16 protein-coding genes are annotated in these 18,327 nt (G+C 53.5%); 14 read left to right on the forward strand and 2 right to left on the reverse strand.

Annotation, left to right across the window (positions count from 1 at the left end):
* Positions 1-228: 228 nt before the first annotated feature.
* From tal to ACFX4U_RS14845, 3 genes are all read left to right on the forward strand, one after another.
* Positions 229-1,182 carry a transaldolase gene (gene tal / locus ACFX4U_RS14835; RefSeq protein ID WP_200552701.1) on the forward strand — a complete coding sequence of 318 codons (954 nt, stop codon included), beginning with the start codon at positions 229-231 and terminating at the stop codon, positions 1,180-1,182.
* A 107-nt stretch (positions 1,183-1,289) separates the two neighbouring features.
* Positions 1,290-1,877: a molybdopterin adenylyltransferase gene (gene mog, locus ACFX4U_RS14840; RefSeq protein WP_200552700.1), complete on the forward strand. Its 588-nt coding sequence runs from the start codon at positions 1,290-1,292 to the stop codon at positions 1,875-1,877.
* A 126-nt stretch (positions 1,878-2,003) separates the two neighbouring features.
* Positions 2,004-3,311, forward strand: coding sequence for an MFS transporter (locus tag ACFX4U_RS14845; protein WP_313509023.1), 1,308 nt, complete (start codon positions 2,004-2,006; stop codon positions 3,309-3,311).
* 49 nt (positions 3,312-3,360) lie between these two features.
* Here the strand turns inward: ACFX4U_RS14845 and satP are convergent, their stop codons facing one another.
* Positions 3,361-3,927, reverse strand: a complete 567-nt coding sequence (gene satP, locus ACFX4U_RS14850) for an acetate uptake transporter (protein WP_305737141.1) — start codon at positions 3,925-3,927, stop codon at positions 3,361-3,363.
* Positions 3,928-4,222: 295 nt separating this feature from the next.
* Between satP and dnaK the strand changes: the two genes are divergently transcribed.
* From dnaK to nhaR, 4 genes are all read left to right on the forward strand, one after another.
* The gene (dnaK, locus tag ACFX4U_RS14855; protein ID WP_131408176.1) at positions 4,223-6,136 is read left to right on the forward strand and encodes a molecular chaperone DnaK; all 1,914 of its coding nucleotides are present in this window, start codon (positions 4,223-4,225) and stop codon (positions 6,134-6,136) included.
* Positions 6,137-6,221: 85 nt separating this feature from the next.
* Positions 6,222-7,367, forward strand: coding sequence for a molecular chaperone DnaJ (dnaJ, locus tag ACFX4U_RS14860; RefSeq protein WP_017457872.1), 1,146 nt, complete (start codon positions 6,222-6,224; stop codon positions 7,365-7,367).
* A 164-nt stretch (positions 7,368-7,531) separates the two neighbouring features.
* The gene (nhaA, locus tag ACFX4U_RS14865) at positions 7,532-8,695 is read left to right on the forward strand and encodes a Na+/H+ antiporter NhaA (protein WP_305737140.1); all 1,164 of its coding nucleotides are present in this window, start codon (positions 7,532-7,534) and stop codon (positions 8,693-8,695) included.
* Between the two features lie 21 nt (positions 8,696-8,716).
* Positions 8,717-9,616 carry a transcriptional activator NhaR gene (nhaR, locus tag ACFX4U_RS14870; RefSeq protein WP_305737139.1) on the forward strand — a complete coding sequence of 300 codons (900 nt, stop codon included), beginning with the start codon at positions 8,717-8,719 and terminating at the stop codon, positions 9,614-9,616.
* Between the two features lie 47 nt (positions 9,617-9,663).
* Here nhaR and rpsT read toward each other — a convergent pair whose 3' ends face one another.
* Entirely contained in the window at positions 9,664-9,927 is a 264-nt protein-coding gene (gene rpsT, locus ACFX4U_RS14875; RefSeq protein ID WP_003856458.1) for a 30S ribosomal protein S20, read from the reverse strand.
* A 326-nt stretch (positions 9,928-10,253) separates the two neighbouring features.
* Here rpsT and ribF point away from each other — a divergent pair, with 326 nt between their 5' ends.
* From ribF to dapB, 7 genes are all read left to right on the forward strand, one after another.
* Positions 10,254-11,195 (forward strand): bifunctional riboflavin kinase/FAD synthetase, encoded by a 942-nt coding sequence (ribF, locus tag ACFX4U_RS14880; protein WP_193821768.1) that lies wholly within the window; start codon positions 10,254-10,256, stop codon positions 11,193-11,195.
* 45 nt (positions 11,196-11,240) lie between these two features.
* A complete protein-coding gene (ileS, locus tag ACFX4U_RS14885; RefSeq protein WP_313510744.1) occupies positions 11,241-14,057 on the forward strand; it encodes an isoleucine--tRNA ligase in 2,817 nt (938 codons plus the stop codon).
* Positions 14,057-14,557 (forward strand): signal peptidase II, encoded by a 501-nt coding sequence (lspA, locus tag ACFX4U_RS14890; protein ID WP_313510741.1) that lies wholly within the window; start codon positions 14,057-14,059, stop codon positions 14,555-14,557. Before ileS ends, lspA begins: the two co-directional genes overlap by 1 nt.
* 73 nt (positions 14,558-14,630) lie before the next feature.
* Positions 14,631-15,101, forward strand: coding sequence for an FKBP-type peptidyl-prolyl cis-trans isomerase (fkpB, locus tag ACFX4U_RS14895; RefSeq protein ID WP_020456500.1), 471 nt, complete (start codon positions 14,631-14,633; stop codon positions 15,099-15,101).
* A complete protein-coding gene (ispH, locus tag ACFX4U_RS14900; RefSeq protein ID WP_313510738.1) occupies positions 15,082-16,032 on the forward strand; it encodes a 4-hydroxy-3-methylbut-2-enyl diphosphate reductase in 951 nt (316 codons plus the stop codon). Before fkpB ends, ispH begins: the two co-directional genes overlap by 20 nt.
* 76 nt (positions 16,033-16,108) lie before the next feature.
* Positions 16,109-17,023 (forward strand): ribonucleoside hydrolase RihC, encoded by a 915-nt coding sequence (gene rihC / locus ACFX4U_RS14905; RefSeq protein ID WP_305737137.1) that lies wholly within the window; start codon positions 16,109-16,111, stop codon positions 17,021-17,023.
* Between the two features lie 136 nt (positions 17,024-17,159).
* Positions 17,160-17,981, forward strand: coding sequence for a 4-hydroxy-tetrahydrodipicolinate reductase (gene dapB / locus ACFX4U_RS14910; RefSeq protein ID WP_313510736.1), 822 nt, complete (start codon positions 17,160-17,162; stop codon positions 17,979-17,981).
* Positions 17,982-18,327: the final 346 nt, after the last annotated feature.

The following is an 18,327-nucleotide window of genomic DNA, read 5'->3' on the forward strand; positions in this document are numbered from 1 at the left end:
AGGCAATTAATTGAGTGAGTTTACCATACAATTTTCAGAGCATTGTCTGCGGTTGCGCTGGCAAGGCGTCGTGTTATCATCATGGGTAGACCGGTTACATCCCCCTAACAAGTATACTCGTCATACTTCTCGTTCAGGTGCGCTGGCTGCGTTAATGCGCCAGGCGCAGCAACGCGTCGTCGGTCTTAGCGTGGAGTATTAGGGTATCGTTTAAAGAGAAATATTATCATGACGGATAAATTGACCTCCCTGCGTCAGTACACCACAGTCGTGGCTGATACCGGAGATATCGCGGCAATGAAGCTTTACCAGCCGCAGGATGCAACAACCAACCCTTCTCTGATTCTTGGGGCTGCCCAAATCCCGGAATACCGCAAACTGATTGACGACGCCGTAACCTGGGCGCGCAGCCAGAGCAGCGATCGTGCGCAGCAGGTTGTGGATGCAACAGACCGACTGGCCGTGAACATTGGTCTGGAAATCCTCAAACTGATCCCTGGCCGTATCTCCACCGAAGTGGATGCGCGTCTCTCTTATGACACCGACGCGTCCATCGCGAAAGCAAAACGCCTGATCAAAATGTACAACGATGCGGGTATCAGCAACGATCGTATCCTGATCAAACTGGCTTCTACCTGGCAGGGCATTCGTGCTGCGGAACAGCTGGAAAAAGAGGGCATCAACTGTAACCTGACACTGCTGTTTTCCTTTGCACAGGCGCGTGCATGTGCTGAAGCGGGCGTGTTCCTGATTTCTCCGTTCGTTGGCCGTATTCTCGACTGGTACAAAGCCAATACCGACAAGAAAGAGTACGCACCGGCAGAAGATCCGGGTGTGGTTTCCGTCACGGAAATCTATCAGTACTACAAACAGCACGGCTATGAAACCGTGGTGATGGGCGCAAGCTTCCGTAACACCGGCGAAATCATTGAGCTGGCGGGCTGCGACCGTTTGACCATCGCGCCGGCACTGCTGAAAGAGCTATCTGAAAGCGCGGGCGCTATTGAACGTAAACTCGCTTACACCGGCGAAGTGAAAGCGCGTCCTGAGCGCATCACAGAAGCGGAATTCCTGTGGCAGCACAACCAGGATCCGATGGCAGTAGATAAACTGGCGGACGGTATCCGTAAGTTTGCCGTTGACCAGGAAAAACTGGAAAAAATGATCGGCGATCTGCTGTAATCATCAGGCGTGGCCGGGTTCCCGGTCACGCTTCTTCTCTCTGCTCTGTTTGCCTTTCTCCTCAGCGTGTATCATTTCGTTAAATTGTTTTTTTGCACGGAATGAATATGGACACACTACGCATTGGTTTAGTTTCGGTTTCCGATCGCGCCTCCAGTGGCGTTTATCAGGACAAAGGTCTGCCCGCACTTGAAGCGTGGCTGGCGAGCGCCCTGACAACCCCTTTTCAGATTGAAACTCGCCTGATCCCGGATGAGCAAAGCATTATCGAACAAACCCTGTGCGAGCTGGTGGATGAAATGAGTTGCCATCTGGTGCTGACCACTGGCGGAACCGGGCCTGCGCGCCGAGATGTAACACCGGATGCGACGCTGGCGGTAGCCGATCGCGAAATGCCCGGGTTTGGCGAGCAGATGCGGCAAATCAGCCTCAATTTTGTGCCGACCGCGATCCTTTCCCGCCAGGTCGGCGTGATCCGCAAACAGGCGCTGATCTTGAATTTGCCCGGTCAGCCGAAATCGATAAAAGAGACGCTGGAAGGGCTTAAAGACCAGGATGGCACAGTGAAAGTGCCGGGTATTTTTGCCAGTGTACCGTATTGTGTACAGTTACTGGATGGGCCATACGTCGAGACGGATCCGCAGGTCGTAGCATCTTTCAGGCCTAAAAGCGCAAGGCGCGAAACATTATCCTAAAAAAGTTTCTTTTCTGAGATAAGCAGTGCCGTGTATGGAGTGTTGATTTATTTACGGTATAGTAATTTTTAATTTACATAATCCGTAATAATTAAATTAACACTTCCTCTTTACAAACGGTTTGCTATGTCAACTTATACACGCCCTCTGAACAGACAAGACTATAAAACGCTGACGCTGGCTGCGCTGGGTGGCGCGCTGGAGTTCTACGATTTCATCATTTTCGTCTTCTTTGCTGCCGTTGTCGGTGAACTCTTTTTCCCTGCTGATATCCCGGAATGGCTGCGCCAGGTGCAGACCTTTGGCATTTTTGCTGCGGGTTATTTGGCTCGCCCGCTCGGCGGCATTGTGATGGCGCACTTCGGCGATTTGGTCGGGCGCAAGAAGATGTTTACGCTCAGTATTCTGCTAATGGCGTTGCCTACGCTGGCGATTGGTTTACTGCCAACCTATGCCTCAATGGGCATTGTTGCGCCGTTGCTGTTGCTGTTAATGCGCGTGCTGCAAGGCGCGGCAATTGGTGGCGAAGTGCCTGGCGCCTGGGTTTTTGTCGCTGAACATGTTCCTGCTCGCCGCATTGGTATTGCCTGCGGGACGTTGACTGCGGGGCTGACGGTAGGCATTTTGCTCGGTTCTGTGGTCGCCACGCTGGTGAATACCAGCATGACGCAGCAGGCTATCCACGATGGCGGCTGGCGTATTCCGTTCCTGTTGGGCGGGGCGTTTGGTCTGGTGGCTATGTACTTGCGTCGTTGGTTGCAGGAAACGCCGATTTTTCTTGAGATGCAGCAGCGAAAGGCGCTGGCGCAGGAGTTGCCAGTTAAGTCCGTGGTACTGAAACATAAAAAAGCGGTGGTGGTTTCGATGCTGCTGACCTGGCTGTTGTCCGCCGGGATTGTGGTAGTGATCCTGATGTCGCCGGTTTGGCTACAAAAACAGTATGGCTTCGCGCCAGCGCTGACGCTGCAGGCGAACAGTATCGCCACCGTGATGCTCTGTTTTGGTTGTCTTGCGGCCGGGCTGCTGGTGGACAAATTTGGTGCCAGTCGTACCTTCATCGTTGGCAGCATTCTGCTGGCCTGTTCCAGTTGGTTTTTCTATCACCTGGTCGGCAGCCATCCTGAGCTACTGTTTATTTTGTATGGCGTGGTGGGCTTGTGCGTTGGCGTGGTGGGCGCGGTACCCTACGTAATGGTACGAGCTTTCCCGGCAGAAGTGCGTTTCACCGGTATTTCATTCTCTTATAATGTCTCGTACGCCATTTTCGGCGGGCTGACGCCGATTGCCGTTACCATGCTGATGGGCGTTTCGCCGATGGCTCCCGCATGGTACGTGCTGGCGCTATCGCTGCTTGGCCTGGGATTGGGGATTCTGCTGCGCCAGGATCTTCATCACCAGGATAACGTGGCTGAAAGCGCGGTACAGCAATCATAAAAAAACGGAGCCATTTGGCTCCGTTTCGTTTTAGCCGTGTACGGTGGAATTAGTGCTTCTCGCCAATTGGCAGCACGGTGCGTTCGAACTGTTCATTCAGCACTTCGCCCATCGCCAGATAGATTGCGCTGGCACCACATACCAGACCGATCCAGCCTGCAATGTGAACAATGCCTTCGTTATCGGCCAGGTGGCCAATTGCCAGCAGTGCGAACAGCACCGTCAGGCTCAGGAAGACGAATTGCAGCGCGCGTGCGCCTTTCAGAGTGCCAAAAAACATAAACAGTGTGAATACGCCCCAGATACCTAAATAAACGCCCAGGAAGTGTCCGTTTGTTGCTTCTGCCAGCCCCATTTTCGGGAACAGCAGAATCGCCACCAGCGTCAACCAGAAAGAGCCGTAGGAGGTGAACGCGGTCAAACCGAAGGTGTTGCCTTTTTTATACTCAAGCAGGCCGGCAAAAATTTGTGCGATACCACCATAGAAAATGCCCATCGCCAGGATAATGACATCCATCGGGAACAAACCAATATTGTGCAGGTTAAGCAGAATAGTGGTCATGCCGAAGCCCATTAAGCCCAGCGGAGCCGGATTAGCCAACTTAGTGTTGCCCATAATTCCTCAAAATAAATCAATATGAAAAGGGAAAATGAAAGCCCCGCGTCAGTATTGAGGAGGCGGGGCGCGGCATCATAAATAGCGCCATTGAACCTGTCTATGATCTGAACAGGTGTAAATTAAAAAATTTTTTACCGCTCCCCCTTGATGCGCGAGCTTGCGACCCCATCTTGTAGTCAACCGCAGTGTGTGAGCCTGAAAAAAAACAATACAGGGTAGTTGAAACCGCACGTTTCGCCCTTATTACAGGTTCACAACCACATGATGACGAATTTTTAGTGGAGACGTTTAGATGGGTAAAATTATTGGTATCGACCTTGGGACAACCAACTCTTGTGTAGCCATTATGGATGGCGCTCAGGCTCGTGTGCTGGAGAACGCCGAAGGCGATCGCACCACGCCTTCTATTATCGCTTATACACAGGATGGCGAAACTCTGGTAGGTCAGCCGGCTAAACGTCAGGCAGTGACGAACCCGCAAAACACCTTGTTTGCGATCAAACGCCTGATTGGCCGTCGCTTCCAGGACGAGGAAGTCCAGCGTGACGAATCTATCATGCCGTACAAAATCATCGCAGCCGACAACGGCGATGCGTGGATTGATGTAAAAGGCACCAAAATGGCGCCGCCGCAGATCTCTGCGGAAGTGCTGAAAAAAATGAAGAAAACCGCTGAAGATTACCTGGGTGAACCGGTAACTGAAGCTGTTATCACCGTTCCGGCTTACTTTAACGATGCGCAGCGTCAGGCAACCAAAGATGCCGGCCGTATCGCAGGCCTGGAAGTTAAACGTATTATCAACGAACCAACAGCGGCAGCGCTGGCTTACGGTCTGGATAAAGAAACCGGCAACCGTACTATCGCGGTATATGACCTGGGTGGCGGTACTTTCGATATCTCTATCATCGAAATCGATGAAGTTGATGGCGAAAAAACCTTCGAAGTTCTGGCAACCAACGGTGATACCCACCTGGGTGGTGAAGACTTCGACAGCCGTCTGATCAACTACCTGGTAGAAGAGTTCAAGAAAGATCAGGGTATCGATCTGCGTAACGATCCGCTGGCGATGCAGCGTCTGAAAGAAGCGGCAGAAAAAGCGAAAATTGAGCTTTCTTCCGCTCAGCAGACCGACGTGAACCTGCCGTACATCACTGCAGATGCGACCGGTCCGAAACACATGAACATCAAAGTGACTCGTGCGAAACTGGAAAGCCTGGTTGAAGACCTGGTTAACCGTTCCATCGAGCCGCTGAAAGTTGCGTTGCAGGATGCTGGCCTGTCCGTATCTGACATCAACGACGTGATCCTGGTCGGTGGCCAGACGCGTATGCCGATGGTGCAGAAAAAAGTGGCAGAGTTCTTCGGTAAAGAGCCGCGTAAAGACGTTAACCCGGACGAAGCCGTTGCTATCGGTGCTGCGGTGCAGGGTGGTGTGCTGACTGGTGAAGTGAAAGACGTTCTGCTGCTGGACGTTACCCCGCTGTCGCTGGGTATCGAAACCATGGGCGGCGTGATGACTGCGCTGATCAACAAAAACACCACTATCCCGACTAAGCACAGCCAGGTGTTCTCTACTGCGGAAGACAACCAGTCTGCGGTAACCATCCATGTGCTACAGGGTGAGCGTAAACGCGCGTCTGATAACAAATCGCTGGGCCAGTTCAATCTCGATGGCATCAACCCGTCTCCGCGCGGTATGCCGCAGATTGAAGTTACCTTCGATATCGACGCCGATGGTATTTTGCATGTGTCTGCAAAAGACAAAAATACCAACCGCGAGCAGAAGATCACCATTAAGGCTTCTTCTGGTCTGAACGAAGACGAAATCCAGAAAATGGTACGCGATGCTGAAGCAAACGCTGAAGCTGACCGTAAATTCGAAGAACTGGTGCAGACCCGTAACCAGGGCGATCATCTGCTGCACAGCACCCGTAAGCAGGTTGAAGAAGCCGGTGACAAACTGCCAGCTGAAGACAAAACTGCTATCGACGCTGCGTTGAGCGAGCTGGAAACTGCGCTGAAAGGCGAAGACAAGGCTGACATCGAAGCGAAAATGCAGGCGCTGGCGCAGGCTTCCCAGAAACTGCTGGAAATCGCACAGCAACAGCACGCGCAGCAGCAGGCGGGCGCTGATGCTTCTGCGAACAACGCGAAAGACGACGATGTTGTTGACGCCGAGTTTGAAGAAGTAAAAGACAAAAAATAATCGCCCTGATGCAGGGTAGATAACCAGCACGGGCGTCGGGGTTTTCTCCACGCCCGTGCTCGTATGTTAAGGGGCAGATAAACCGATGGCGAAGCAAGACTATTACGAGATTTTAGGCGTTCCGAAAACAGCGGAAGAGCGTGAAATCAAAAAGGCGTATAAACGCCTGGCCATGAAATATCACCCGGATCGCAATCAGGGCGATAAAGAGGCCGAAGCCAAATTCAAAGAAATTAAAGAAGCCTACGAAGTCCTGACCGATGCCCAAAAACGTGCGGCTTACGATCAGTACGGTCATGCGGCGTTTGAACAAGGCGGCATGGGCGGTGGTGGGTTCGGCGGCGGCGGTTTTGGCGGCGGCGCGGACTTCAGCGATATTTTCGGCGACGTGTTTGGCGATATCTTCGGCGGCGGTCGTGGTCGTCAGCGCGCGGCGCGCGGCGCGGATTTGCGCTACAACATGGATTTGACACTGGAAGAAGCGGTTCGTGGCGTCACGAAAGAGATCCGTATTCCTACGCTTGAAGAGTGCGACGTGTGCCACGGCAGTGGCGCGAAAGCGGGCACGCAGCCGCAGACCTGTCCGACCTGTCACGGTTCCGGCCAGGTGCAAATGCGCCAGGGCTTTTTTGCTGTGCAGCAGACCTGTCCGCACTGTCAGGGCCGGGGTACGCTGATTAAAGATCCGTGCAATAAATGTCACGGTCATGGCCGCGTTGAAAAATCCAAAACCCTGTCCGTTAAAATCCCGGCAGGCGTGGATACCGGCGATCGCATCCGTTTGAGCGGTGAAGGCGAAGCGGGCGAGCACGGTGCTCCGGCTGGCGACCTGTACGTTCAGGTACAGGTAAAACAGCACCCGATCTTTGAACGTGAAGGTAATAACCTGTACTGCGAAGTGCCGATCAACTTTGCCATGGCGGCGCTGGGCGGTGAAATCGAAGTGCCGACGCTGGATGGTCGCGTGAAGCTGAAAGTGCCGACCGAAACCCAGACGGGCAAACTGTTCCGTATGCGCGGCAAAGGGGTGAAATCCGTTCGCGGCGGCGCACAGGGCGATTTGCTGTGTCGCGTGGTAGTCGAAACGCCGGTCGGTCTGAACGACAAGCAGAAACAGCTCCTGAAAGATTTACAGGATAGCTTTGGCGGCCCGACAGGCGAAAATAACAGTCCGCGTTCCAAAAGCTTCTTCGACGGCGTGAAGAAATTTTTTGACGATTTAACCCGTTAATCCTTCTTCATGACGCGTTATCAGGCCCGGCTTCTGCCGGGCTTTTTTATCCGCTTTTCCATTGCTCGGAAAAAGAGAGTTTATCAGCAATAATAATCTGATTTTGTCGAGGATTAGAGCGGAGTAAGATAGCCGCCACGACGTTACAGGGATCGGAGAACAAGATGAAATTATTGCAACGCTTCTTTAGCAGCGATGCCTCGGGTGGCATAGTGCTGATCATTGCGGCGGCGCTGGCGATGCTGTGCGCCAACCTCAGTGCTACGCAGGATTTATACAGCTCATTTCTGCAAACACCCGTTGAACTGAAAGTCGGCTCGCTGGAAATCAAAAAAGATATGCTGCTGTGGATCAACGATGCGTTGATGGCCATCTTTTTCCTGATGGTCGGACTGGAAGTGAAATATGAGCTGGTTCAGGGCACGCTTGCCAGCCGCCAGCAGGCCGTATTTCCGGTTATCGCTGCGCTTGGCGGCATGGTGGCTCCGGCGCTGATCTTTTTGCTGTTTAATCACGATAATCCGCTGGCAAGCCACGGTTGGGCCATTCCCACCGCTACCGATATCGCCTTCGCTCTCGGGGTGCTGGCCTTGTTGGGCAACCGGGTTCCGCCCGTGTTGAAAGTGTTTTTGATGGCGCTGGCGATCATTGATGATCTGGGCGCGATTATTATTATCGCATTGTTCTATACCAGCGACCTCTCAACACTGGCGCTGGGCGTAGCCGCCGGCGCGATTGTTGTCCTTGCTATCATGAATGCGTTGAACATTCGACGCATTGGTCTTTACATGTTGGTCGGCGTTGTCTTGTGGACAGCGGTGCTGAAATCCGGTGTGCATGCGACGCTCGCGGGTGTGGTTGTCGGTTTCTTTGTCCCACTACGAGAAGAAAAGGGTGTCTCACCGTTACATCAATTGGTGGACGCGATTAACCCGTGGGTTGGCTGGCTGATCCTGCCGTTGTTCGCATTCGCGAACGCGGGTGTCTCATTACATGGAATGTCGTTGTCCGGGCTGGGAGATATTTTGCCATTGGGTATTATCGCCGGTTTGGTTATCGGCAAGCCGCTTGGGATCTCGCTGTTTTGCTGGCTGGCGCTGCGTTTGAAACTGGCGAGGTTGCCGCAGGGCGCGGTGTTCAAACAAATTATGGCGGTCGGCGTGCTGTGCGGTATCGGCTTTACCATGTCGATATTTATCTCCTCGCTGGCCTTTGGCGACGCGCATGCGGAGATGGTTGCCTGGAGCAAGCTTGGGATCCTGACGGGTTCAATCCTCTCTGCGGTAACGGGTTATTGTCTGCTGCGTACGCGCATTATCCGTACCTGACGCTGAGTAGGGTAAAGGGCGATGTCGTACATAAATTACAATCATCTCTATTACTTCTGGCATGTTTATCGGGAAGGCTCCGTCGTCGGTGCGGCGGAGGCGCTCTTCCTGACGCCACAAACTATCACCGGGCAGATCAAAGCGCTCGAAGATCGCTTACAGGGAAAACTTTTCAAGCGTAAAGGAAGAGGGCTGGAACCCACCGAGCTGGGTGCGCTGGTTTTCCGTTACGCCGACAAAATGTTCACCCTGAGTCAGGAGATGCTCGACATCATTAACTACCGCAAAGAGTCGAACCTGCTGTTTGATGTCGGCGTCGCCGATGCGCTCTCGAAAAGGCTGGTAAGCGGTATACTCGATGCGGTTGTGCAGGAAGGGGAGCAGATTCACTTGCGCTGCTTTGAATCCACCCATGAACTGCTGCTGGAACAGTTGAGCCAGCACCAGCTTGATATGATTATCTCCGACTGCCCTATCGATTCCACGCAGCAGGAAGGGCTGTTTTCGGTAAAAATTGGCGAGTGCAGCGTCAGTTTCTGGTGCAGCGATTCATCGCTCAAAAAATCGTTTCCAGCTTGCCTGGAAGAAAGACGCCTGTTAATACCCGGCCGCCGTTCAATGCTTGGTCGTAAGCTGCTGAACTGGTTTAACGCGCAGGGATTGCAGGTGGAAATATTGGGTGAGTTTGACGATGCGGCGCTGATGAAAGCCTTTGGCGCGGCGCATAATGCCATTTTTGTTGCACCGACGTCATATGCAGATGACTTCTATGCTGACGATCGCATGGTAGAAATTGGTCGGGTGGAAAACGTGATGGAGGAGTACCACGCCATTTTCGCAGAACGGATGATCCAGCATCCGGCGGTACAGCGCATCTGCAATCGGGATTACGCCGCGCTTTTTACGCCAGTGCAGAAATAAAAAAACCCGCCGAAGCGGGTTTTTTCACAAAGCCAACAACGTAGCGATTAAGCCAGTTTGTTGATCTGCGCGGTCAGGTTAGCCTTATGGCGCGCTGCTTTGTTTTTGTGGATCAGACCTTTAGCGGCCTGGCGATCCACGATCGGTTGCATTTCGTTAAATGCATTCTGCGCAGCGGCTTTGTCGCCAGCTTCAATTGCTGCGTATACTTTCTTGATGAAAGTACGCATCATTGAGCGGCGGCTAGCGTTGTGCTTGCGAGCCTTTTCAGACTGAACGGCGCGCTTCTTAGCTGATTTGATATTAGCCAAGGTCCAACTCCCAAATATGATCTATATGGACAATTCAAAGGCCGGGGAATATGCCCTTTTCGCCTTCTTTTGTCAATGGATTTGTGCAAATAAGCGCCGTTAAAGTACAACGCTCGTTACGTATTGATGGCGCAGGATTCTAACAGCTTGCGTGTCGCGAATACAGCTTTTCCGCCAGAAAAATCGTTATCTAAGGCAGATTTTCATGGCGCAGGTAGACAGCCTGATGAAATCCTTCCCCTTTCTGCGTTGTTAAGGCAATCGTCGGTTAACGTCGCCCGCTGTACAAGGTATAATCCGACGATTTTCACTGTTTTGAGCCAGACATGAAGCTGATACGCGGCATACATAATCTCAGCCAGGCACCGCATGGGTGTGTGCTGACTATTGGTAATTTCGATGGTGTGCATCGTGGCCATCAGGCGCTATTACAAGGGCTTGGCGCTGAAGGGCGTGCCCGTGGCCTGCCGGTGGTCGTGATGATTTTTGAGCCGCAGCCGCTGGAATTGTTCGCCGGGGAAAAAGCCCCTGCGCGGCTGACCCGCCTGCGTGAAAAGCTGCGCTTGTTGGCAGATTGCGGCGTGGACTACGTGCTCTGCGTACGCTTCGATCGCCGTTTTGCGGCGCTCACCGCACAAACATTTGTCAGCGATTTGCTGGTTGAACGCCTTGGTGTGAAATTCCTCGCAGTCGGCGACGATTTCCGTTTTGGCGCTGGTCGCCAGGGGGATTTCTTGTTATTACAGAAGGCCGGTGAAAAGTACGGTTTCAGCGTCACCAGCACGCAAACATTCTGCCAGGGCGGCGTGCGCGTTAGCAGCACGGCAGTGCGGCAAGCGCTGGCGGAAGATAACCTGGAACTGGCTGCAAATTTACTGGGCCACCCCTTTACCATTTCCGGGCGCGTTGTGCACGGCGATGAACTGGGGCGCACCATTGGTTTCCCGACGGCGAATTTACCGCTGCGCCGTCAGGTCTCCCCGGTCAAAGGGGTGTACGCGGTCGAAGTGGCTGGACTGGGCGATACTGTCCTTCCCGGCGTTGCCAATATTGGCACTCGCCCAACAGTCGCGGGTGTGCGCCAGCAACTGGAAGTGCATTTGCTTGACGTTGTAATGGACCTCTACGGGCGCCATATAGATGTAGTACTGCGTAAAAAATTACGCAACGAACAGCGATTTGCCTCGCTTGACGAGCTGAAAGCGCAAATCGCCCGAGATGAGGTAGCGGCCCGCGACTTTTTTGGGCTATCTAAACCGGCTTCTTAAGGCCTGGTGGTATTAATCAAACCGAAATACGGAACCGAGAATCTGATGAGTGACTATAAATCTACCCTGAATTTGCCGGAAACAGGGTTCCCGATGCGCGGCGATCTCGCCAAGCGCGAACCGGGAATGCTGGCGCGTTGGACTGATGATGACCTGTACGGCATCATCCGTGCGGCGAAAAAAGGCAAAAAAACCTTCATTCTGCATGATGGCCCTCCATATGCGAATGGCAGCATTCATATTGGTCACTCGGTTAACAAAATTCTCAAAGACATTATTGTGAAGTCCAAAGGACTCGCAGGTTTTGACTCGCCTTATGTTCCGGGGTGGGATTGCCACGGTCTGCCGATCGAGCTGAAAGTAGAGCAGGAATATGGCAAACCGGGTGAGAAGTTTACCGCCGCCGAATTCCGCGCTAAATGCCGCGAATACGCCGCCACGCAGGTTGATGGCCAGCGTAAAGACTTTATCCGTCTTGGCGTATTGGGCGACTGGTCTCATCCTTACCTGACCATGGATTTCAAAACCGAAGCCAATATCATTCGCGCGCTCGGTAAAATCATTGGCAACGGTCATCTGCTGAAAGGTGCCAAACCGGTGCACTGGTGCGTCGACTGCCGTTCCGCACTCGCGGAAGCGGAAGTGGAGTATTACGACAAAACCTCTCCGTCCATTGATGTCGCGTTCCACGCTGGTGATCAGGACGCAGTGAAAGCCAAATTTGGCGCTTCTACCGTTAATGGCCCAATCTCGCTGGTTATCTGGACCACCACGCCATGGACGCTGCCTGCGAACCGCGCCATTTCTCTCTCTCCGGAGTTTGACTATGCGCTGGTGCAGATTGACGGCCAGGCACTGATCCTGGCGAAAGATCTGGTCGATAGCGTGATGAAACGCATCGGCGTTGCTGATTATTCGGTGCTGGGTACGGTAAAAGGTTCCGAACTGGAACTGATGCGCTTTAAGCATCCGTTCCTCGACTTCGACGTTCCGGCGATCCTCGGCGATCACGTTACGCTGGAAGCCGGTACCGGCGCGGTGCATACCGCGGGTGGTCACGGCCCGGATGACTACACTATTAGCTTGAAATACGGTCTGGAGATCGCCAACCCGGTTGGCCCGGACGGCACATATCTGCCGGGAACTTATCCGACGCTGGATGGCGTTAACGTCTTTAAAGCGAACGATCTCATCGTGGCGCTGCTGACAGAAAAAGGCGCGCTGCTGCATGTCGAAAAAATGCAGCATAGCTACCCGTGCTGCTGGCGTCACAAGTCGCCGATCATCTTCCGCGCGACGCCACAGTGGTTCGTCAGCATGGATCAGAAAGGGCTGCGTGCGCAGTCACTGAGTGAAATCAAAGGTGTGCAGTGGATCCCGGACTGGGGACAGGCGCGTATCGAATCGATGGTTGCTAACCGCCCGGACTGGTGTATTTCCCGTCAGCGCACCTGGGGTGTGCCGATGTCGCTGTTCGTGCATAAAGACACCGAAGAGCTGCACCCGCGCACGCTGGAACTGATTGAAGCCGTAGCCAAACGCGTTGAAGTTGACGGTATTCAGGCATGGTGGGATCTCGACCCGCGCGACATCATGGGCGACGATGCCGACAACTATGTCAAAGTGCCGGATACGCTGGACGTCTGGTTTGACTCTGGTTCAACCCACGCTTCTGTTGTCGATGTGCGCCCGGAATTCGCCGGCCATGCAGCAGATATGTATCTGGAAGGTTCGGATCAGCATCGCGGCTGGTTTATGTCCTCGCTGATGATCTCTACGGCGATGAAAGGCAAAGCGCCGTACCGCCAGGTACTAACTCACGGCTTCACCGTTGATGGCCAAGGACGCAAAATGTCCAAATCCATCGGCAACACCGTTTCACCACAGGAAGTGATGAACAAACTCGGCGCGGATATTCTGCGTTTGTGGGTGGCCTCTACCGACTACACCGGTGAGATGGCGGTCTCCGACGAGATCCTCAAACGTGCTGCCGACAGCTATCGCCGTATCCGTAACACCGCGCGCTTCCTGCTGGCCAACCTGAACGGTTTCGATCCGGCAAAAGATATGGTGAAACCGGAAGAGATGGTAGTGCTGGATCGCTGGGCCGTCGGCTGCGCAAAAGCAGCACAGGAAGACATCGTTAAAGCTTACGAATCCTACGACTTCCACGAAGTGGTACAGCGTCTGATGCGCTTCTGCTCAATCGAAATGGGGTCGTTCTATCTCGACATCATTAAAGACCGCCAGTACACCGCAAAAGCGGACAGCGTGGCGCGCCGTAGCTGCCAGACCGCGCTATATCACATCTGTGAAGCGCTGGTGCGCTGGATGGCGCCGATCATGTCTTTCACCGCCGATGAAATCTGGGGCTATCTGCCAGGTTCCCGCGAGAAATATGTGTTCACTGGTGAATGGTATGAAGGTCTGTTTGGCCTGGCTGAGAGCGAAGCGATGAACGATGCGTTCTGGGACGAGCTGCTGAAAGTGCGTGGCGAAGTGAACAAGGTTATCGAGCAGGCGCGCGCCGACAAGAAAGTCGGTGGTTCGCTGGAAGCTGCGGTGACGCTGTTTGCCGAGCCGGAACTGGCAGCGAAGCTGACGGCGCTGGGCACGGAATTGCGATTTGTCCTGTTGACCTCCGGCGCGAAAGTTGCGGATTATGCCAGCGCTTCTGCGGATGCACAGCAGAGCGAGCTGCTCAAAGGGCTGAAAGTCGCATTGAGCAAAGCCGAAGGTGAGAAATGCCCGCGCTGCTGGCATTACACCACCGATGTCGGCCAGGTGGCGGAACACGCAGATATTTGCGGACGCTGTGTAAGCAACGTCGCCGGTGACGGCGAAAAACGTAAGTTTGCCTGATGAGTAAATCGATCTCTTCAACAGGGCTGCGCTGGCTGTGGCTGGTGGTGGTCGTGCTGATTATCGATCTGGGCAGCAAATACCTGATCCTCCAGAACTTTGCTCTGGGGGATACGGTGTCGCTGTTCCCGTCGCTTAATTTGCACTACGCGCGCAACTATGGCGCGGCATTCAGTTTTCTGGCGGACAGCGGCGGCTGGCAGCGCTGGTTCTTCGCGGGTATCGCTATCGGTATCTGCGTAGTGCTGGCGGTGCTGATGTATCGCGCTAAGGCCACGCAAAAACTGAACAATATCGCCTATGCGCTGATCATTGGCGGCGCGCTGGGTAATCTATTTGATCGTCTGTGGCATGGCTTTGTCGTCGATATGATCGATTTTTATATGGGCGACTGGCATTTTGCTACCTTTAACCTTGCCGATACTGCAATTTGTATTGGCGCGGCACTGATTGTGCTGGAAGGTTTCCTTCCCTCAACGGCCGCGAAGAAACAAGCATAAGCCAACCGCTTTGTAGGCCCGGTAAGCTAAGGCTGCCGGGCAATACAACACGAAAACATAAAGAGCAACCTGCATGTCTAAATCCGTACAGAGCGATAGCGCGGTGCTGGTGCACTTCACGCTTAAGCTCGAAGATGGCTCTCTTGCCGAGTCAACCCGCAACAATGGCAAACCGGCGCTGTTTCGCCTTGGCGACGGTTCACTCTCCGAAGGACTGGAACAACATCTGCTTGGCCTGAAAGCCGGGGAGAAAAAAGTCTTTTCTCTGGAGCCAGACGCCGCATTTGGCACGCCGAGCCCGGATCTGATTCAGTACTTCTCGCGCCGCGAATTTATGGATGCCGGGGAGCCGGAAGTCGGTGCGATTATGCTCTTTACTGCAATGGACGGCAGCGAAATGCCGGGCGTGATCCGTGAAGTCAACGGTGATTCGATTACCGTCGATTTTAACCATCCGCTGGCGGGCAGAACCGTTCATTTTGATATCGACGTGCTGGAAGTTGATCCGGCACTGGAGGAAACAAATGCAGATCCTGTTGGCTAACCCGCGCGGTTTTTGCGCCGGCGTTGACCGCGCTATCAGCATTGTTGAAAACGCGCTGGCTCTCTACGGCGCGCCGATTTACGTGCGCCATGAAGTGGTGCACAACCGCTATGTTGTCGATAGCCTGCGTGAACGTGGCGCAATCTTTATTGAGCAAATCAGCGAAGTGCCGGATGGCGCGATCCTGATTTTCTCCGCTCACGGCGTCTCTCAGGCGGTGCGTAACGAAGCGAAAAGCCGCGATTTGACCGTCTTTGACGCCACCTGCCCGCTGGTCACCAAAGTGCATATGGAAGTGGCGCGCGCAAGCCGTCGTGGCGAAGAAGCGATTCTGATTGGTCACGCCGGTCACCCGGAGGTAGAAGGCACCATGGGCCAGTACAGCAACCCGAAAGGGGGTATGTACCTGGTGGAATCGCCGGAAGATGTTGACACGCTGGATATCAAAGACGCGGGCAAACTGTCGTTTATGACGCAAACCACGCTCTCTGTGGACGATACGTCAGATGTGATCGATGCGCTGCGGGCGCGTTTCCCGCAGATTGTCGGTCCGCGCAAAGATGATATTTGCTACGCCACCACCAATCGACAGGAAGCCGTGCGCGCGCTGGCAGAGCAGGCGGAAGTGGTGCTGGTGGTCGGTTCGAAAAACTCCTCTAACTCTAACCGCCTGGCCGAGCTGGCACAGCGGATGGGAAAAGCGGCGTATCTCATCGATGATGCTTCTGATATTCAGGAAGCATGGGTAAACGGCATTAACTGCGTGGGCGTTACCGCCGGAGCTTCCGCGCCGGATATCCTGGTGCAAAATGTTATTGTCCGCTTGCAGGAATTGGGCGGCGGCGAAGCAATCCCGCTGGAAGGGCGCGAAGAGAATATTGTCTTCGAAGTGCCAAAAGAGCTGCGGGTGGATGTTCGCGAAGTCGAATAACGTTTTACGCGAAGCTTTATGCGAAGATGCCAGACTGAGTCTGGCATTTTTTATGGATAATTTTTGTGGAGGCATTATGCGTTTACCCATGATTCTCGACACCGATCCCGGTATCGATGATGCCGTTGCCCTTGCCGCCGCGCTGTTCGCGCCGCAGTGCGATCTCAAACTTATCACCACCGTTGCCGGTAATGTTTCGCTGGAAAAAACCACCCGTAATGCGCTGCAACTGCTGAATTTCTGGCAGGCGGATATCCCGCTGGCGCAGGGTGCGGCAACCCCGCTGCTGCGACCGTTGTACAGCGCCGCCGACGTGCACGGCGAATCCGGCATGGATGGTTACGCTTTTATTGAGCATCAGCGCCAGCCGCTGGCTATCCCTGCTTTTCAGGCAATCCGTGACGTACTGCTGGCCTCGCCGGAGCCGGTAACGCTGGTCACTATCGGCCCGTTAACTAACATTGCGCTGCTGCTAACGCATTATCCGGAGTGTCAGTTCAATATTCGCCGTCTGGTGATGATGGGCGGATCTGCCGGGCGCGGCAATTTTACGCCCAATGCCGAATTTAATATCGCCATCGATCCCGAGGCCGCCGCGCGCGTGTTCAACAGCGGGCTGGAGATCGTGATGTGCGGTCTGGATGTGACCAACCGTGCAACGTTGACACCAGAATATCTGGCGGCACTGCCGGCGCTCAACAACACCGGCAAAATGTTACATGCGCTTTTTAGTCACTATCGCAGCGGCAGTATGGCGACCGGGCTGCGGATGCACGATCTCTGCGCTATCGCCTGGCTGGCGCGTCCGGAACTGTTTACGCTGAAATCCTGTTTTGTCGCTGTGGAGACGCAGGGGCAATACACTGCAGGAGCGACGGTGGTAGACATTGAAGGCAAACTGGGGCAGCAGCCCAATGCGCAGGTGGCGCTGGAAATCGATGTAGAGGGTTTTCGTCATTGGGTAGCTGAGGTACTGGCGCTGGCACCTTAACATCATGCCTTTTACTGATATTTCCGGCTGTATATCATTAATTTCTTATTATCGGCGTTTTCGGCTGGTGGCCCCGATACGGGCTGGTTAATCTGGAAACGATTCTTACGCATTTTTTTAACAAAAGAGCACAACTATGCATGATGCACCAATCCGCGTAGCCATCGCGGGCGCTGGCGGGCGTATGGGCCGTCAGTTGATTCAGGCGACACAGGCAATGGACGGCGTCGAACTTGGCGCGGCGCTGGAGCGCGAAGGTTCTTCTCTGCTGGGAAGCGATGCGGGTGAACTGGCTGGCGTGGCGAAAACGGGTGTGACTGTGCAGAGCAGCCTTGAGGCGGTGAAAGATGATTTTGATGTCTTTATCGATTTCACCCGCCCGGAAGGTACGCTGACACACCTGGCTTTCTGTCGCCAGCACCGTAAAGGAATGGTAATTGGCACCACCGGTTTTGATGACGCGGGCAAGCAGGCCATTACCGAGGCGGCGCAAAATATCGCCATTGTTTTTGCTGCTAACTTTAGCGTTGGCGTCAATGTCATGCTGAAGCTGCTGGAGAAAGCGGCGAAAGTTATGGGTGATTATACCGATATCGAAATTATCGAAGCGCACCATCGCTACAAAGTCGATGCTCCGTCGGGAACCGCGCTGGCGATGGGCGAGGCGATTGCCGGTGCACTGAATAAAGATTTAAAAACGTGTGCGGTTTATGCGCGCGAAGGGCATACCGGCGAGCGTGTTCCCGGCACGATTGGCTTTGCCACGGTGCGTGCAGGCGACATCGTCGGTGAACATACCGCGATGTTCGCCGATATTGGTGAACGTATTGAAATCACACATAAAGCCTCCAGTCGCATGACTTTTGCCAATGGTGCGGCTCGCTCCGCTTTGTGGCTAAAAGGAAAGAATAATGGCCTTTTTGATATGCGGGACGTGCTTGATCTCAACAATTTATAAAGTTTATTACCCATCGTGATGTGGTTGTTGCAGTCATAATCAATTGATTGCAAAGGGCAATATTTTATTGCCCTTTTATTTTTCCTTTTTCACTCTTTATTTCCACTAAGCCTGTCATAATCTCTTTTTATCTCTCTATTTTGTGTTTCTCAATTGTAAATTTTGACCATCTGGTCTACTTTTTTGCTATCCACCATTAGAAAATGCAATTTTCTCAGCGCGCAAGCGTTTTCCCTGTGAGTTTGTCTGATCTTTTTATCGATTAAATCCAGTAAAAAGGGGCAGTGGCGTAAAACAATAAGAAAAATACCGGAGAAAAGTTGACTTTTAACCGACATCTCTCCAG

The organism is Kosakonia sp. YIM B13588, assembly GCF_042788165.1.
Classification (GTDB): Bacteria; Pseudomonadota; Gammaproteobacteria; order Enterobacterales; family Enterobacteriaceae; genus Kosakonia; species Kosakonia sacchari.

Coding starts and splice junctions, on each gene's coding strand:
- tal (WP_200552701.1), top strand. CDS start 229: ATGACGGATAAATTGACCTCCCTGCGTCAGTACACCACAGTCGTGGCT.
- mog (WP_200552700.1), top strand. CDS start 1,290: ATGGACACACTACGCATTGGTTTAGTTTCGGTTTCCGATCGCGCCTCC.
- ACFX4U_RS14845 (WP_313509023.1), top strand. CDS start 2,004: ATGTCAACTTATACACGCCCTCTGAACAGACAAGACTATAAAACGCTG.
- satP (WP_305737141.1), bottom strand. CDS start 3,927: ATGGGCAACACTAAGTTGGCTAATCCGGCTCCGCTGGGCTTAATGGGC.
- dnaK (WP_131408176.1), top strand. CDS start 4,223: ATGGGTAAAATTATTGGTATCGACCTTGGGACAACCAACTCTTGTGTA.
- dnaJ (WP_017457872.1), top strand. CDS start 6,222: ATGGCGAAGCAAGACTATTACGAGATTTTAGGCGTTCCGAAAACAGCG.
- nhaA (WP_305737140.1), top strand. CDS start 7,532: ATGAAATTATTGCAACGCTTCTTTAGCAGCGATGCCTCGGGTGGCATA.
- nhaR (WP_305737139.1), top strand. CDS start 8,717: ATGTCGTACATAAATTACAATCATCTCTATTACTTCTGGCATGTTTAT.
- ribF (WP_193821768.1), top strand. CDS start 10,254: ATGAAGCTGATACGCGGCATACATAATCTCAGCCAGGCACCGCATGGG.
- ileS (WP_313510744.1), top strand. CDS start 11,241: ATGAGTGACTATAAATCTACCCTGAATTTGCCGGAAACAGGGTTCCCG.
- lspA (WP_313510741.1), top strand. CDS start 14,057: ATGAGTAAATCGATCTCTTCAACAGGGCTGCGCTGGCTGTGGCTGGTG.
- fkpB (WP_020456500.1), top strand. CDS start 14,631: ATGTCTAAATCCGTACAGAGCGATAGCGCGGTGCTGGTGCACTTCACG.
- ispH (WP_313510738.1), top strand. CDS start 15,082: ATGCAGATCCTGTTGGCTAACCCGCGCGGTTTTTGCGCCGGCGTTGAC.
- rihC (WP_305737137.1), top strand. CDS start 16,109: ATGCGTTTACCCATGATTCTCGACACCGATCCCGGTATCGATGATGCC.
- dapB (WP_313510736.1), top strand. CDS start 17,160: ATGCATGATGCACCAATCCGCGTAGCCATCGCGGGCGCTGGCGGGCGT.